The following is a 15,928-nucleotide window of genomic DNA, read 5'->3' as shown; positions in this document are numbered from 1 at the left end:
TGCCTGCCGGCTGATCACTTCGCCTGGGAGAGCGAGACCGCGTCGGGGCCGGCGGGGAATCGCAGCTGGCCGGTCGTGTCGTGCACGGCTCGCCACACTGTCTCGGCGACGTCGCTCTCCTTGGTGAACAGCTCCTGGCCCGTGAAGTCGCCCATGGCCTTCTTCGCCCATGGTGCGTAGGGCGCCGGGACCAGCTCGTCCAGCGAGGCGCCCTTCGTCGCGTTGGCCGCGAAGTTCGTCGTCAGGCAGGCGCCCGGCTCGACCGTCTTCGCCCGCACACCGAACGGCGCGAGCTCGAGCGCGAGGGATGCGGTGAACCCCTCGATGGCCATCTTGCTCGCCTTGTAGACGGCCGAGAGCGGCATGTGCCCCAGCACCACGCTCGAGGTCACGTTGACCACCACGCCGGAGCCACGCTCGCGGAACTGGGGCAGCACCGCCTGCGTCATCGCCATCACGCCGAACGTGTTGGTCTCGAAGACCTCCCGCACTCGGGCCATGGGAGTGCCCTCGAACACGCTGATCGAGGGCACCCCCGCGTTGTTGACCAGGACATCGATGGGGCCCTCGGCCTCGAACGCGGCGGTGATGCTCTCGGGCCTGGTCACGTCGAGCTCGATGACGCGGAGCCGGTCCGACTCAGGAAGGACGCCTGGACGCGGCGTCCGCATCGTGGCGATGACGTTCCACCCCTGCGAGTGGAAGTAGAGGGCGGTCTCCCGCCCGTACCCGGATGAGGTGCCAGTGATCAGAACTGTCTTCATGTGGTGCCCCTTTGCGATGTGCTGGGATCCATACGGGTGGGCAGGTATTTTCCTGCTCCACGGGAGAACCGGTGATCCCATTGAAGCGTTCTGACCTGCGGAGATAGTAGAACTATCCTCGCTCCTCCTTGCACGATCCTCCAGAAAGGCCCACCCGGCTCAGGGCAGGAGACCTGCCGGTGCACGCACGGCCTGACGCAGGCGGGCGGCGTCCTGGCTGGGGGGCGCGCCGAACTGGCGGCGGTACTCCCGGCTGAACTGCGACGGGTTGTCGTAGCCGACGCGCTGGCCGACTCCGGTGACGTCTCCGGGGTGGGTGGCGAGCAGCAGCCGGGCCTCCTGGAGCCGGATCTGCTTCTGGAACTGGATGGGGCTCATCGCGGTCACCGCTTGGAAGTTGCGGTAGAAGGCGGAGACGCCCATGCCGGACTGCCGCGCCACGTCCTCGACCCGGAAGGGCTGCGCGTAGTGCTCGCGGATCCAGCGCACGGCCCGCGAGATGTGGCTGAGGCTGCTGTCGGCCAGGCCGAGCTGGCGAACCGTCGCACCCTGCTCGCCGGTGATCAGACGCCACAGGATCTCGCGCTTGACCAGCGGGGCCAGTACGGCCCGGTCGCGGGGCTCGTCGAGCAGGCGCAACAGCCGGACCACCGCGTCCAGCAGCGCGGCCGGAGCGTCACTGACGGCGATCCCCGACGGCGCGCCCCCGCTGCTCCGGGGGGCGTCTCCGGGCCCGGCCTCAAGCAGCAGCTCGGCAACGGCGGACGGTTCCAGGACGAGACCGAACCCCAGCGCCGGCTGCTTGGGGTCGGCCTGGGTGAACTGCCCTGTGACAGGCAGATCGACGGATGCGACCAGGTACTGCCCGGGCCCGTACTCGAACACCCTCCTACCCAGGGCCAGGCGTTTGGCGCCCTGTGCGATGACGGCCAGGACCGTGCCGGACATCGAAGGCGCCGGCGGATCAGGGCGGTCGACCTTCGAGATGAGGACGCCGTCGACGGCGGTGGTCCAGTCGGGCCGCGCATGGCGGGCCAGCAGGGTGCGGAGTTCTTCGAGGTGCATGCGTCCATTGCAGCACCATTCCGCGCCGCGGTTCCCGAAGTCGCGAGGATCGTGCAAGTACGAACGAGGATCGGTCTAACGTTTCCGCAGTTCAAGCCGCTTGAATGGAATCACCGCACTCCACCACCGAAGAGAAAGAGAAGAAATTCATGATTGCCGACTACGGCTTCGGCGCCACCCTGACCGCCAGGCCCGGTATGGGCGACCAGCTCGTCGATCTGCTGCTGACCGGACTGAACGAGGGCAGCCCCGGTGCGAGCGAATACTGCCTCGTCTACCTCGTCTCCCGCTCCGCGTCCGACCCCGACGTCGTCCACGTCGCCGAAGGCTGGACCAGCGAGGAGGACCACCACCGCGTCTTCGCCGGCAAGACCGCCCAGGCCATCGTGGCGCAGATCGACCCGCTGCTCGCCAAGGACTCCGAGTACACCGACTACGTTCCGGTCCGCGGCAAATCCGCCCTCTGACCCGCCGAACACCCCCCACCCCAGCCTCCGCCGCCTCGGTGCCCACCGAGGCGGCCCCCGTCCTCGCCCGACCGTCCCGCCACCACCCACGAGAGGCAACGACCATGACCACAGCACGCCCCTCCCTCGACCCCGAACTGCATGAACTCCTGGCCGACATGCCGCTGATGTCCCAGCTCAGCCCGGAAGTGCTGGCGCAGGTACGCCCCTTCTCCTCGATGCCCGTCGAACCCCTCCTCGAAGGTCTCGCCATCGACCGGCGCGAGGTCACCGTTGCGAGTCCGGACGGCACCCCGATCCCCTTGTCCGTCTTCAGCCCCGCGAACAGCGATCGCACCGCAGCCGCTCCCTGCGTCTACTGGATGCACGGCGGCGGGATGGTCATGGGCGACCGCTTCTCACAGATCGACATCCCGCTGGAGTGGCTCGACGAGTTCGGCGCCGTCGTGGTCTCCGTCGACTACCGGCTCGCGCCCGAGTCCACCGGCACCATCCCGGTCCACGACTGCTACCAGGGACTGCTCTGGATCGCCGACCACGCCGCCGAACTGGGCATCGACCCCGCCCGGATCGTCGTCGCAGGCGCCAGCGCGGGCGGCGGCCTCGCCGCCGGCGTCACCCTGCTGGCCCGCGACCTCGGCACCCCGACGATCGCCGCCCAGGTCCTGATCGGCCCCATGCTCGACCACCGCAACACCACCACCTCCAGCCTCCAGTACTCGAACGGGCCCGGCGTCTGGACCCACGAGATGAACGCATTCGCATGGCGCTGCCTCCTCGGCGACCTCACCGACGACGAGGTACCCGCATACGTCTCACCCGCCCTGGCCGACGACCTCGCGGGCCTGCCGACCACCTACATCGACACCGGCTCCGCCGAAGTCTTCCGCGACGAGGACACCGGCTACGCCACCCGCATCTGGGCGGCCGGCGGCCAGGCCGAACTCCACGTCTGGGCAGGCGGCTTCCACGGATTCGACGCCCTGTACCCGCAGGCACACATCTCGGCCACAGCCCGCCGAGCCCGCACCGACTGGCTCGCCCGGCTCCTGCGGACGAACCCCGCCGCATAGGTCAGATCGAGGAGTCGCTCGTGCCCCTGAGCGCCCCGGACGCGGCGGCGTTGCTGGGGGAACTCGCCTCGGTGAGCCTGCTGTGGCCGACGCACACATACATGGATAGGGGCGAGGCCGATGCCGTCGCCGGATGCGTGGTGGACGCACTCGGCCCCGGGGCCCGCTGGTGGTCCAACCGGGAGGACGACAGCGTGAGCACTGTCACCGGCGTGAGCCCGGGGCCCGCCGATCAGGCGGCTGTGCGCCGGTCGTCGATTCATGGATATGCCACGAGGACGTCGTGAGTGTCGGACGAACCGTCCGTAAACGCCTCAGGCATCTCAAGTCGTCATGCCGGGTGAAGAATTCTGGCCGGAAGGCGTCCCGGTGTCGCAGCCGGGCGCGTGACCTCGTCGTTGTCAGGGTGAGGGCGGCGGCCGACGGCAGGTGCGCGAGACTGGTTGACTTCTTCCGCGCGTGCCGACGGCACCGGTCCTCCGGCCGGGCGGACCGCGCGCCGACACATCGCTGGGGCTCACCGAAGGAAGTGCACGTGGAGCAGTTCGCTGCGGGCAAGGTACTGCGCGGCAGGTACCGGCTGGACCGGGTTCTGGGCAGAGGGGCGATGGGCCACGTCTGGCAGGGGACGGACGAGTATCTGGAGCGTCCGGTCGCCGTCAAGACCGTCGCCGCGGACCTCCTGGCCCTGCCCGACTGGCGCCGTACCGCTCTGGCGCGGTTCGAGCGGGAGGCGAAGACCGCGGCGCGCCTCGATCACGCCAACGTCACCACCGTGTACGACGCGGCCGTCACCGACGATTTCTGCTGCCTGGTGATGCAACTCGTCGACGGCACCACCCTCGACAACGTCGTCGACGGTTCCGACGAGGGGCGCCTCGACGTGCCGGCCGCGGTCTCGGTGGCCGCGCAGCTGTGTGCGGGGCTCTCCGCGGCCCACGCCGCCGGGCTCGTCCACCGCGACCTCAAGCCGCAGAACGTCATGGTGCGTACCAGCGGACTGGTGAAGATCCTCGACTTCGGGCTCGTGAAGGTCCTCTCGGACACCGACCCGCAGCTCACCATGACCGGCGAGACGCTCGGCAACGTCGCCTACGCCTCGCCCGAACTCCTCGCCGGGGACAGGACGCTGGACGGCCGCAGCGACCTGTACGCGGTGGGCTGCCTGCTGCACCACATGCTCACCGGCCACCCTCCCTTCCGCGCCCGGAATCCCGCCGAACTGGTGACCCAGCATCTCACCGCGTCCCCGCCCCGGCTGGCCGACCACGGTGTCGACGCCCCGGCCGCGCTCGAGGACCTAATGGGGCTCATCGGGTCATGAGTGAGACTCGATGAGTGGCCGCCAGCAGGTGAGCACTTTCGTCGCCGGAGCCGTTCGAGCTCTGGTGTCAGACCGTGCCCCTGCTGGTCGGCCGGGAGGCCGGACTGCTGATGGGATGGCGTGCCCGCCGGGTTGTGGGGCGTGAGCACTGGATCCATTAGGGCGCGAGCTGTGTCTTCCGCGGGCCACACGCGCGGTGTACGTCGAGAGGTTGGAGAAGCGGGTGCTGTTCGTCGGCGACGACTGGGCCGAAGACCATCACGATGTCGAGGTCCAGGACGACTCGGGCCGAAGGCTCTGGGCCGCCCGGCTGCCGGAAGGGGTCGAAGGCGTCGCGAAGCTGCACGCCCTGATCGCCCGGCACGGCGGCGAGGACCTGGAGCCGGGAGGGGTGGTGGTCGGGATCGAGACCGATCGCGGCCCGTGGGTCCAGGCCCTGCTCGCGGCCGGTTACCAGGTCTACGCGGTCAACCCCCGGCAAGCGGCCCGGTTCAAGGAGCGGTACGGCACCTCCGGTGCCAAGAGCGACAAGGGCGACGCACACGCGCTGGCCGACATGGTCCGCATCGACCGTGCCCAGTTGCGGCCGATCGCCGGAGACAGCGAGCAGGCCCAGTCCGTCAAGGTCGTCGCCCGTGCCCACCAGACGCTGATCTGGGAGCGCACCCGCACCTTCCAGCGGCTGCGCAGCACGCTGCGCGAGTACTTCCCCGGCGCGCTCGCCGCCTACGCGGGACTGGAGCTGACCAGCACGGACGCCCTGGAACTGCTGCTCAAGGCACCTACGCCGGAGCAGGCGGCGAAGCTGACGAAGCAACAGATCACCGCGGTCCTCGCCCGGCACCGGCGCCGCAACCGGGAGCAGAGAGCCGCCTCCATCCAGGCCGCCCTGCGCGAGCCGCAACTGAACGTCGCGGCTCCTGTCGCCGATGCCTACGCAGCCGCCGTGACCGCCCACGCCCGGCTGATGATCACTCTGAACGAGCAGATAGACGCCCTGGAGGGGCAGGTGAAGACGCATTTTCTGGCGCACCCGGACGCTGAGATCTACCTGTCGATGCCCGGCATCGGCGAGATCACCGGCGCTCGGGTGCTGGCCGAGTTCGGAGACGACCCAACCCGCTACACGTCCGCGAAGGCCCGCAAGAACTACGCCGGCACCAGCCCCATCACCCGGGCCTCCGGCAAAAGCCACAGCGTCCAGGCCCGCTTCGTCCGCAACAACCGGCTCGCCGACGCTCTCCAGCGACAGGCGTTCTGCGCGCTGCAGAACTCGCCCGGAGCCCGCCGCTACTACGACAAACAGCGCGCCCGCGACTTGGACTACAACCCTGCCCTGCGGCAGCTGGGCAACCGACTCGTCGGCATCCTCCACGGATGCCTCAAGACCCGCACTCACTACAGCGAGGCCACAGCATGGGCCCACCACGCGAACCTCGCCACAACTTGACATCCAGCGTCATGGGATGTCTGACACGAGCCCTCCTCGCCAAGCGTCCCGAGGACCGTCCCGACGGGGCGGCGGACGTGTACGAGGCCCTCGCCCCGTATCTGCCGGTCCCCGACCCGGTGTTCGCAACCCGCAGAATGCCGCCGGAGGACCCCCGACGCCCGTTCCTGCTGCCTCAGGCCCCGGTCATGCCGCGCTAGCCGGCCGCGCGCCGCCCCGGCCGGGGGAACGCCGCCGCGCCCGGGACCGCGCCCCGCCTGCCGGGGATGCGCCGCGTCGGCCAGGAGCACGCCGCGGCCGTCAGTGCGCCGCGTGAGCCGGGGGCACCGCGCTGCTCGGGACCGCGCCGCGTCAGCCGGGGGCGCGCCGGGTCAACCGCGGGTGCGCCGCCGCGCCCGGACCGCGCCGCGCCCCCGGGACGGCTCACGCCGCGGCCGGCGGCCTGGTCTCGAGCAGTTGCTTGAGGAACGGGCTCGGCTCTCCGTGCCAGAAGACGTCCAGACTGTCCCGGGCGCGCGTGGCCGCCACGAAGAGCAGGGAACGGGCGCGTTGCATCTCCGACCGGTGGCGCGCCGGGTCCGTGGTGCGCCGTTGCTGGATGCTCGCGCGCGGCACCAGCCCGTCGGTCACCCCGGCCAGGATCATCCGCCGGTACTCCAGCCCCTTGAAGCGGAACATCGTGCCGATGTGCACGCCGCTGTCGCCGAGGGGTCCGTCCGGACCGATCTCCAGCGCCATGATCTCGTGCTGCCGCAGCGTGTACGCGACCTCGCGGGCCATGTCGTTGGTCGGTACGGCGATGGCGATCTGCTCGTGCGGCACCTCGCCCCACGACGTGATCAGCGCGGCGATCGCCTCGCGCTCCTCCTGCCAGTCGGCCAGCCGGTGCAGGTCCGGCACGCCGCCGCTGAGCACGGACCGGAACCCGGCGAGCGTCTCGGCCGCGCCGTCGAGGTCGTCGTACGTCTCCTCACCGAGCACGTTCAGCGCCGAGCGCAGGATCTGCCGCGTGGTGCGGTAGCTCAGCGACAGCCGCGACGACCGGCCGCGGATGTTGATGCCGAGGCTGCCGAGGGTCACCTGGTTCTTGTAGATGCGCTGGTGGGTGTCGCCGACCAGGAACAGGTCGTTGCGGTCCGGCGCGGTCATCGCGCGCAGCATCTTCCAGTGCGCGGGCCGCAGGTCCTGGGCCTCGTCGACCACGATGTGCCGGTACCGGTAGCGCAGCCAGCCCCCGGAACCGTCCGCCACGTGGACGTTGTCGAGCCCGCCCGCCTCCTCCCGCCGCCGCTCGAGGTCCTGGATGCGCCGGGCCCGCCCGGCCTCCAACTGCGCGGCACGCTCGGCGATCTGGTCCCACGTCTGCACGCCGAGCCGGTCCAGGCGCTGGGTGAACCGCTCGGCGAGCTGCCAGATCTCGGCCCGCTCGGCACGGCTGACCGTGCGTCCGCGTCCGGCGCGCCGGGCCCGGAAGTAGTCCGTGCGGGACGTGACCGCCTGGCCGAGGATCACCTGGGTCCACTCGTCGTGCAGGAACTCCGCGTCCCAGCCGTCCTCGCCGAGCTCGTCGAGGAGCGAGCGCCATTCGCGGACCGCCTGCGCCTCGTCGACGATGCGCTTGCGGTTGCCCGGTTCGGCCTCCCGGACGGTGCGCAGCGCGAGCTGGTCGACGTGGCTGATCTCGACGCGCGACAGCAGCGCCTCGCCGCCCAGGGCCAGCAGCCGGGAACGCAGGTCCGCCGCCAGGTTCTTGTTGTACGTGGTCAGCAGGACCGGCTTGGTACGGCCGGCCGGGAGCCGCTCCACCAGGTGCCTGACCCGGTGCAGCGCCACGATCGTCTTGCCGGTGCCGGGCCCGCCGCCCACCCGGGCCGGGCCGCTGTAGTCGCGGGTGACCAGCTTGGCCTGGGTGGGGTGCAGGAACACCTTCCAGCGCCCGAAGTCCTCACCCTCCAGCGCCTCGCGCAGCGCGTCGTCGGTCGTGGTGACGATGGTGGCGGGACGGTCGACGGCGGCGCTGAAGTCCTCGACATCCACGGGGTCGGGCGCCGCGACGGGCGCGGTGACCTGCTCGAGGACGTCGTCGTAGGACGTGCCGTCGTACAGGGCCAGCAGCACCTCGCCGGAGAGCTGCGGCGCGTACTCGACGAGGCCGAGGAGCTGGTCCTCGGTGGTCAGCGCGGCGACGACGGGCACCAGGGACGGGGCCACGCCCAGGTCGGTGAGCTGCTGTTCCGACCACTGCGCGAACAGCGGCCGCGGAGCGGCGGGTTCGGCGGGTCCGGCCGGGCGGGCGGGCTCGACGGCGGGCGCGGCGGGTGGCGCGGCGGGGGTGAGCACCTCCTCCTGTACGACCTGGAGGTCCACGTACTCGATGCCGCCGGTGACGCGGTTGACCGAGTAGGTGAGCCGGTCCAGGTGCGCGTACACATCCTTGCGGTGCTTGACCGAGACGATCAGCCAGTCGTCGTCGGCCAGCCGCAGCAGCAGCGCGCGGTACTCGTCGTTGACCCGCGCCGAGTACAGCTTGTCGTGCCCCTGCAACCGCTTCAGGCGCAGGCCCGCCGAGTCCGGGTTGGTCTTGAACTTGTGCTGGAAGTCGTAGATCGCGCCCTTGACCGGACGGGGGAGCTTGAGGATCTCCCGGTCCGCCTTGTCGAGCAGGCGCAATGTGACGTTCGTGCCGGTCACGGCTGGTCGTTCCCCCCGTTGTCCGTGGTGGTGTCGTGTGACTGGTGGTGGCCGAGGCGGTCCGCGAGGGCGTCCGCCGTCCACTGGGCGGCGGTCCGCACCTCCCAGCCGGCCGCGGCGAAGTCGCGGTCCCGGTCGGCGGCCTCCGGATCGACGTCCTCGCCGTCCGGCGGGCGCGGGGCGAGGACGACTCCCGTGCGGGCGTCCGGCCAGGCCAGTTCGGCCTGCCAGCCGGTGTGGCCGTCGAGCTCGTAGCCGTCCCGGGGCACCGGGACGCCCCGTGCGGCGAGGGCCTCGGCGAGCGCGAGCAGGCCGGGCTCGTCCGGGTCGAGGTACTCGATGACCTTGTCCCAGGCCGCGTCCCGGACGGGCGGGGCGCCGCGCGGGGCGGTCACCTCGACGGCCGGGGGAGCCTCGGGCTCGGGCGAACCGGTCCCGGCACGCTCCGGCGTGCCGCCCGCGAGCGTGGCGCGAACGCTCTCCAGGACACCGCCGCCGCCCGTCACCGTCAGCGTCTCCACCGCGAACCCGTCGAGACGGCCGGTGGTGAGCTGGACGGCGTCGCCGCCGCCGGTGTCCAGGAACTGGAGCAGGTTGGACCAGTACAGCCAGGCGCGCCAGCGGCGCTTGTGCGCCTCCTCCCGGGCGTGGACACCGGGCGCGTCGTCGAGAAGGACGACGCCGGTCCACACGGGCGGCTTCACCCGGCCGTCGGCCGCGAACACCAGCGGCAGTTCCGAGCGGTCGGTCACCGAGAACAACTGCACCGGGCCGCGCGGTCCTGCGGGTGCCTTCCCGCGCAGCGCGGCCATGATCTGCTCGCCCAGTACATCCGGCGTGAGCGCGGACGGGGGCGTGCCGGCGCCCATGAAGCCGGCCAGTGCCGCCTCCGCCCGCCACTGCCAGCGCTCGGCGTCCGGCCGGCGCAGATACTCCACGAGCTGCACGGCCGGGTTGACCCACACCGTCTCCGCGAGCTCCCCGGGCAGCCCGCCCCGCACGGCGGAGTAGTAGCGGCGTGCCTTGTCCCGGGCGCCGTCGCCGTACGGCTCCCACACCGGGTCGGCCGGTCCGGCACCCCCGTGCCCGGTGTCCCGCACGCGGCGCCGCCAGTCGCTCACGTCGCCGTAGGTGAGCTGGAAGACCCGCAGCCCTTCCGCGCGCAGCCCGGTGCGCTTGTCGGCGTCGTCACCGGCCCGGTTGTGCGCGCGTCCGGCGTGGAACTCGTAGCCGTCCAGGTAGAGCGCCACGCGCGGGCCGGGCGCGTCGACCCGTTCGAAGAGGACGTCGGGCCGGGTGCCGTCGAGGACCCGCTGCTGTGACACCCGCCAGCTCAGTGTGGTGCCGTCGGCGGCGGTCAGCCGCAGGTCGAGCGCGTGGGTGCCGGCGGGGGTGATGTAGGCGTCGCCGCTGGCGCGGCTCTCGGGCAGGGCGGCCCACTCCCGCAGCGTGTCGATGAACAAGACCTCGAGGTCGCTCTCGGCCTGCTGGTGCATCGGGATGTGCTGGGTGGTGGTCACGGGGGAGGTGGCCCAGCGTTCGCCGTCCGCGCCGAGCAGTTCGTCCAGCATCTGCCGGACCTCGTTGCGGCTGACCTTGTCGTAGTCGCCCGGCGGGACGCGGCGCAGCAGACAGCGGTGGCAGCCGTCGAGGCCCTTCTCCAGGCAGCCGCAGCTCTCGATCACCTCCCGCGCCTTCAGCAGGACCTCGCGGAAGCCGTCGGAGGTCGCCAGGCGGTGCAGGTACCCGGTGCCGCCGGGCAGCCGGTCGTAGACCACGAGGAACCGGCGCGGCCAGTCGCGGTCCTCGCCGTCCGGCATGGACGCGGCCGTGATGTCGATGTGGTCGGGGTCGCCGCCGTAGCGGGCCGCTATGCCCGCGAACAGGGCGGCGGTGAACGAGGCGAGCCGCTCCCCGGCCCGCGCCACGGACGCCGGCAGCAGGATGCGGACGGCCTCGGTGATCAGCTCGTGCGCCAGCAGCAGCGGTACGTCCTCTCCGGCGCCCTGCGCCTCCGCGCCGCCGCGCAGCCGCCGGCGCGGGCACCACAGCTGGTGGTGGGCGCTGGCCCGGGTGGACTGGGCGAGGGACGCGGTGAGCGCGTGCTGCGACTGGTCGACGACCGGCCGTCCGTCGGCGGTCGCGCCGCCGCAACTCGTGCACACGTAGAAGGGGTTGAGCCGTACGTCGTCCCCGGCCAGCGCGACCGTGCTGCTGCCGTCCTGCCGGTCGACGCCCAGGTTCAGGGTGCGCACGACGGCCCTGCGGGTGAAGTCGGCGCCGAAGACCGCGGTGTCGTGCCGCCACGATCCGGCCGCGAGGTGCGCCGGGTCGATGTCGACAGTGGTGAGTACCGCGTAGCGCCTGCGGTCCCGCTCGTCGCGGTCGTCGCGCACCCGGGCGTCGTCCCGCTTGTCCCGGGAGGTGACGCGGCGGGGCTCCAGTACGTGGTGCACACAGCCCGCGTCGGCGATCTCCCGGGAGCCGCAGCGCGGGCACGGCGAGGTGTCGTTCTTCGGGTCGCCGTGGGTGCGCGCGTATCCGCAGGCCGGGCAGAGCCGCCACACCGACCAGGCGCGCCGCTCCGGGCTGCCGATGTCGAGGGCGCGCACCACGTGCCGGTAGCCGTTGACGTAGAAGCTGTTGCCGGGCGCGAGTTCGGTCAGGGCGAGTTTGCGGGAGCGCTCGTAGTCGCGCATCTCGCTGCGGTACACCCACTCCCGCCGCTCGTCGTCTCCGCCCTCGGACGCCCTGAAGCCCCCCGATGCCCCGGAGCCCTCCGACGCCTCCGCGCCCTCGTCGCCGCCGGTGGCCTCCTTCCAGTAGAGGGTGGCCTCCAGGGACGTCGTGGTGTCGGTGAGGCTGTAGTTGGGCAGCAGGCCGAGTTCGACGAGGGCGCCGTGGGCGCTCGTCTGGCTCAGCTGGCGCAGCAGTTCGCCTGTGGCCCGCCGCTCCGCGAGCAACTGACGCCGCTCGGCGCCCTGTTCGCGGTCCTCGGCGAGCAGCCCGTCCACCGCCGTGTCGATGGCGGCGATACGGCGGCGCAGTTCCTCGCGGCGCGCCGTCCACTCCTCCTCGGCCTCGGCCAGGGTGCGGGCGATGCCGCCGGTCGCGTACGCGCGCAGCTCGTCGGCGGCGTGCGGGGACACGCCCCGGTCGTCGTCGGGGCCGCCCGGCGCCTGCGGGAACAGCGCCAGGAACTCCTCGGCCAGCCGGGCCCCGTGGGTGAGCGCCGCGTCCGACAGGTCCTGGCACCAGCCGGTCGTGCCGAACAGCGCCGACGAAAGGCGCGGCACGGGCATGAGCGCCTCGCCGTCCGACGTGGTCAGTTCCCCGCGGGCCGCCCGGTCCAGCAGATGCGCCGTGTACTGGCGGCGCAGGATCTCCACGGCCGACAGGTAGCAGCCCGGCGGCACGATGTCACCGGCGATCATCTCGGCCGGGTCGTCCAGGTAGTACCGGTCCCGGGCCCGCCGCCCGCCGAAGGCGACCACCAGGGCGTTGCCGGTTCGTCGCCCGGCCCGCCCCGCGCGCTGCACGTAGTTGGCCGGGCCGCCCGGCAGCGAGCCGAGCAGCACCGCCGACAGGTCGCCGATGTCGATGCCGAGTTCCAGCGTGGGCGTGCAGGACAACACGTTGGGGTCGGTGTAGTGCACGCCCTGGCGGAACGTCCGCTCGACGCGCTCCCGTTCGGGCCGGGTCAGCATGCCGGTGTGCTCGGCGGTGACGACCCGGTAGGTGCCGCCGGTCAGATACAGCCGCCGGTAGTAGTCCTCGCGGTAGTCGCGCTCCAGTTTCCCGCCGAAGCCGCCGCTGCCCGCCCCGGTCGACGACATGCCGTACTGGGGAGGCGTGAGGAAGCCGGTGCAGCGCCAGCGCGGGCAGGGGTGCCCGTACCAGCGGGTGCGCCGCTCGGGCGGTACGACCTGCTGCCAGCCGCACTCCTCGCAGGCCACGAACGCCTTGTTGACCAGGTCGTCGGCCAGGAGCCGCACCTGGATGTGGCCCGGCTGGAGCCCGTACACACGGGTGGTGCGGTCCTTGCCGGTGCGCGCCGACACCACGCCCTCCTCGGCGAGGACCGGCAGCAGCCGCCGCAGGTACTCCGTCGCCTGGGCGGCGTCCAGGCCGAGGCAGCGGCGCGTCCAGTCCTGGTACCAGTTGCCCCGCCCGGTGATGGTGTCGAACTTGGTCCTCTCCTTCGGCCCGGCGAGCAGGAACCGAGGCGGCGCCACATACCCCTCGGGGAAGGCGGGCATCCCCTCCGGACGGCGCCCGGAAATGAGGTACTGGTTGACGCCGGTTTCCCTGATCCAGGTGTCCAGCCACCGGTGCCGGACGCCGCCGCGCAGCCGCATCCGTTCCAGCAGCCCCCGCACGTACGCCAGATACCGGTCGGGCGTGGGCAGACCGCCACCGAGGCCGAGCTGTCCCGGCAGCGTGAGGTGCAGGTCGCGGGCGAGCGCGACGATCCGCTCCGGGTCGGCGATCACCACCTCGGCGGCCGTGGTCCGGGTCAGCTCCAGGGTGCGCCCGAGGCGGGAGCGCAGCCCGAACTCCATGACCGTGGCGAACGCGAGCCGTTCCCCGATGAGCTTCCAGGTCCGCGCGTCGCCCGTGCCGCGCCCCGACAGCAGCCGGTCCACGCCCGGTTCGTCGTGCAGGTCCGGCGGGACGACCGCGGCCAGCGTCTGCGGGTCGTCGACGGCGTCCAGGACGTCGCCGATCAGGTCGTTCAGGGGGAGCGCCGCGCCGTCGTCGTCCAGCCGGTGGGCGAGCAGGGAGCGCAGCGAGAACTTGTACGAGGCGTTGGCGACGTATCCGGCCCGGTGCGCCGCGTCCTGCGTGGAGTCGTTGAACAGCAGCGTCTTGCGCTCCTCCGGCGCCAGCGCGATCTCCTGGCCGCCGGTGAACAGCTGGGTGACGGTGGCGGACGCCAGGGCGGCGAGCGCGGTGCCGAGGAAGCGGATGCCGTTGTCGGTGTTGCACGCCGGGCAGGTGTCGTCCTTGGCGGCCTGGTCGGCGGTCTTCTTGTCCAGGACGGCCCGCGCGAACCAGGCGTCCTGCAACCCCTCCCCGTCCTCGGCGACGGGCATCCGGTACGTGCCCTGCGCGCCGTCCAGCACCACCACGGACTGCGGGTCCACGCCGCCCGCCGCCTTCGGCGCGCTGCCGGTGAGGGCCGCGAGGGCGTCGCGCGCCTCGGCCGGTGTCGCCGAGATGAAGTACCGCAGCCGGCGCTTGTCGCGCCCGACGGAGGCCTGCCAGATCTTCAGCGGGCCGGTCTCCAGCTTCTGCGGATCGGCCTCCGGGGACAGCGCCGCCCACCCCGAGCGCCCGCACACGCGGCAGTAGACCGCCGGCAGGTGCGCCTGGGCCGGCCGCTGCACGGTGTCCGACCCGGGCAGCGACTCGGGCCGCCGCGAGTCCGCCGTCGGCCACTCGTCGCTGTCGGACGACTCCTCGGACGCGGACGCGGCGGTGAGCGCGGAGCGCCGGGCGACGGTCCGCTCGTCCTCGTACCAGCGGAACTCCGGCCGGGCGCCCACCCCGCTCAGGATCCGCCCCACCGGCCGCACCCACAGATGTGCCTCGATGTGCAGCAGCGGACGCGGCCGGCGCTCGTCGGACTCCGGGTCCCGCGCGGACGACAGCAGCGCCACGAACCGCGACAGCGCCTGCAGGGCGAGCCGCGGGCTCTCCCGCGCGGTGCGCGCCCACGCGTACCCGAAGCGGGCCATACGGTCCCGCAGCCCCCACTCGTCGAGCGGGTCGCCGTTCAGCAGGGCGAGCACCCCGTGGGTGAAGTCGTGCTTCCGCAGCAGCCTTCCGATCTGGAAGGCGTCCAGACCGCGCCGCCCCAGCAGCCGCTCGGCGAGCCCGTCCAGGTCGAGCCGGTCCGGGGCGGACTCGACGCCCGGCCCGCCGGAGACCTCGATGACCTCCTTGGGGTCGGGGGGCTCGGGCAGCTCGTAGTCGATGTCACCGACGAAGTCGTCGGCGCTCAGCCGCTCCTCACCGATCACGGAGTCCGGACCGAACGGTACGCCGAACACCTGCTCGGCGACGGCGAGGATGCCGCTGCCGTCGCCCCCGCCCTCACCGAGGGTCGCCGAGGTCGCCACCGGGCAGATCGACCCGAGCGGCCGCTCCGGCTTCGAGGCGCCCACGGCCGACGCCAGCCGCCGCAGCAGCATCGCGACGTCCGTGCCCTGCGCGCCGTCGTAGGTGTGGAACTCGTCCAGCACCACGTACGCCGGGTCCGCGCCCTCCCACAGCGGCCGGTCCTCGGCCCGCTGGAGCAGCAGGTCCAGCATCTTGTAGTTGGTGATCAGCACGTCCGGCGGCGCCTGGCGCATCTCCTCGCGCCGCGTCATCACCCGCCGGAAGTCGGTGTCCGGTCTGTCCCCGATGTAGAGACCGGCCGTCACCTGCGCCAGCTCCGGCTGCGCGAGGTACTCGCCGATACGGCCCGCCTGGTCAGTGGCGAGCGCGTTCATCGGATACAGCAGGACGGCCTTCACCCCGCGCCGCCCCAGCGCCTTCTGCCGACGGCAGTGGTCGAGCACGGGGATCAGGAACGACTCCGTCTTGCCGGACCCGGTGCCGGTCGTCACGAGCGTCGGCTCGGCCGCCCCCCGGTACGTACTCAGCCGCTCCCACGCCTTCGCCTGGTGCCGCCACGGAGTGAACGCCGGCTGCCACTCCAGCGCGGCCCGCCACCCGTCACCGGCCGGATGGAACGGCGTCCTGATCCGCAGGTACGGCCCCCGGAAGATCCCCGTCTCGGGGTCCTCGAGAAACCGCTCCAGCGCGAGCCGCGTGTCCTCGTCGGCCAGTGCGTACGTCGTCGTGAGGTACTGCGTCAGACTGCCGCGGAGCTGCGCGGCGGCCAGGGTGGGCTTCACGAGGACCTTTCGGACAAGTCGGGTACCGGGACCGCCGGTGCGTGCCCCCGGTGGCGACCGGGCGCACGTACCGTGACGATCGGCATCAAAAATAGCGCCCACCTCGGACATCGATACCCACCTGGTCGGATCCCGGACCTGAAGGGCCCCGGTCCCGGCGCCGGACGATGCCGGGAGGGGGCGGAG

At 72.2% G+C, this 15,928-nt stretch carries 10 protein-coding genes; 6 read left to right on the top strand and 4 right to left on the bottom strand.

What is annotated here, in order from left to right; translation table 11 throughout:
* Window positions 1-14: 14 nt before the first annotated feature.
* Both AC5L3C_RS05180 and AC5L3C_RS05175 read right to left on the bottom strand, forming a co-directional pair.
* Entirely contained in the window at window positions 15-764 is a 750-nt protein-coding gene (locus tag AC5L3C_RS05180; RefSeq protein WP_125502724.1) for an SDR family oxidoreductase, read from the bottom strand.
* A gap of 159 nt (window positions 765-923) precedes the next feature.
* Window positions 924-1,829 carry an AraC family transcriptional regulator gene (locus AC5L3C_RS05175; RefSeq protein ID WP_125502722.1) on the bottom strand — a complete coding sequence of 302 codons (906 nt, stop codon included), beginning with the start codon at window positions 1,827-1,829 and terminating at the stop codon, window positions 924-926.
* A gap of 149 nt (window positions 1,830-1,978) precedes the next feature.
* Between AC5L3C_RS05175 and AC5L3C_RS05170 the strand changes: the two genes are divergently transcribed.
* From AC5L3C_RS05170 to AC5L3C_RS05145, 6 genes are all read left to right on the top strand, one after another.
* Complete coding sequence (locus AC5L3C_RS05170) at window positions 1,979-2,296, top strand: putative quinol monooxygenase (RefSeq protein WP_125502720.1); 318 nt, start codon at window positions 1,979-1,981, stop codon at window positions 2,294-2,296.
* Window positions 2,297-2,400: 104 nt separating this feature from the next.
* Complete coding sequence (locus AC5L3C_RS05165) at window positions 2,401-3,369, top strand: alpha/beta hydrolase (protein WP_125502718.1); 969 nt, start codon at window positions 2,401-2,403, stop codon at window positions 3,367-3,369.
* 20 nt (window positions 3,370-3,389) lie between these two features.
* Window positions 3,390-3,656 (top strand): hypothetical protein, encoded by a 267-nt coding sequence (locus tag AC5L3C_RS05160; RefSeq protein ID WP_493647187.1) that lies wholly within the window; start codon window positions 3,390-3,392, stop codon window positions 3,654-3,656.
* Between the two features lie 248 nt (window positions 3,657-3,904).
* Complete coding sequence (locus AC5L3C_RS05155) at window positions 3,905-4,693, top strand: serine/threonine-protein kinase (RefSeq protein WP_493647186.1); 789 nt, start codon at window positions 3,905-3,907, stop codon at window positions 4,691-4,693.
* Window positions 4,694-4,916: 223 nt separating this feature from the next.
* Window positions 4,917-6,143 carry an IS110 family RNA-guided transposase gene (locus AC5L3C_RS05150; RefSeq protein ID WP_124288405.1) on the top strand — a complete coding sequence of 409 codons (1,227 nt, stop codon included), beginning with the start codon at window positions 4,917-4,919 and terminating at the stop codon, window positions 6,141-6,143.
* Window positions 6,144-6,154: 11 nt separating this feature from the next.
* Window positions 6,155-6,343: a hypothetical protein gene (locus AC5L3C_RS05145; protein ID WP_493647184.1), complete on the top strand. Its 189-nt coding sequence runs from the start codon at window positions 6,155-6,157 to the stop codon at window positions 6,341-6,343.
* A gap of 223 nt (window positions 6,344-6,566) precedes the next feature.
* Here AC5L3C_RS05145 and AC5L3C_RS05140 read toward each other — a convergent pair whose 3' ends face one another.
* Both AC5L3C_RS05140 and AC5L3C_RS05135 read right to left on the bottom strand, forming a co-directional pair.
* Window positions 6,567-8,834 (bottom strand): UvrD-helicase domain-containing protein, encoded by a 2,268-nt coding sequence (locus tag AC5L3C_RS05140; protein ID WP_493647182.1) that lies wholly within the window; start codon window positions 8,832-8,834, stop codon window positions 6,567-6,569.
* Complete coding sequence (locus AC5L3C_RS05135; RefSeq protein WP_493647180.1) at window positions 8,831-15,742, bottom strand: DEAD/DEAH box helicase; 6,912 nt, start codon at window positions 15,740-15,742, stop codon at window positions 8,831-8,833. Before AC5L3C_RS05135 ends, AC5L3C_RS05140 begins: the two co-directional genes overlap by 4 nt.
* Window positions 15,743-15,928: the final 186 nt, after the last annotated feature.

This window comes from Streptomyces speibonae, assembly GCF_984686075.1.
The sequence above is the reverse complement of the archived record's forward strand: the minus strand, read 5'-3'. Positions and strand labels throughout refer to the sequence as shown.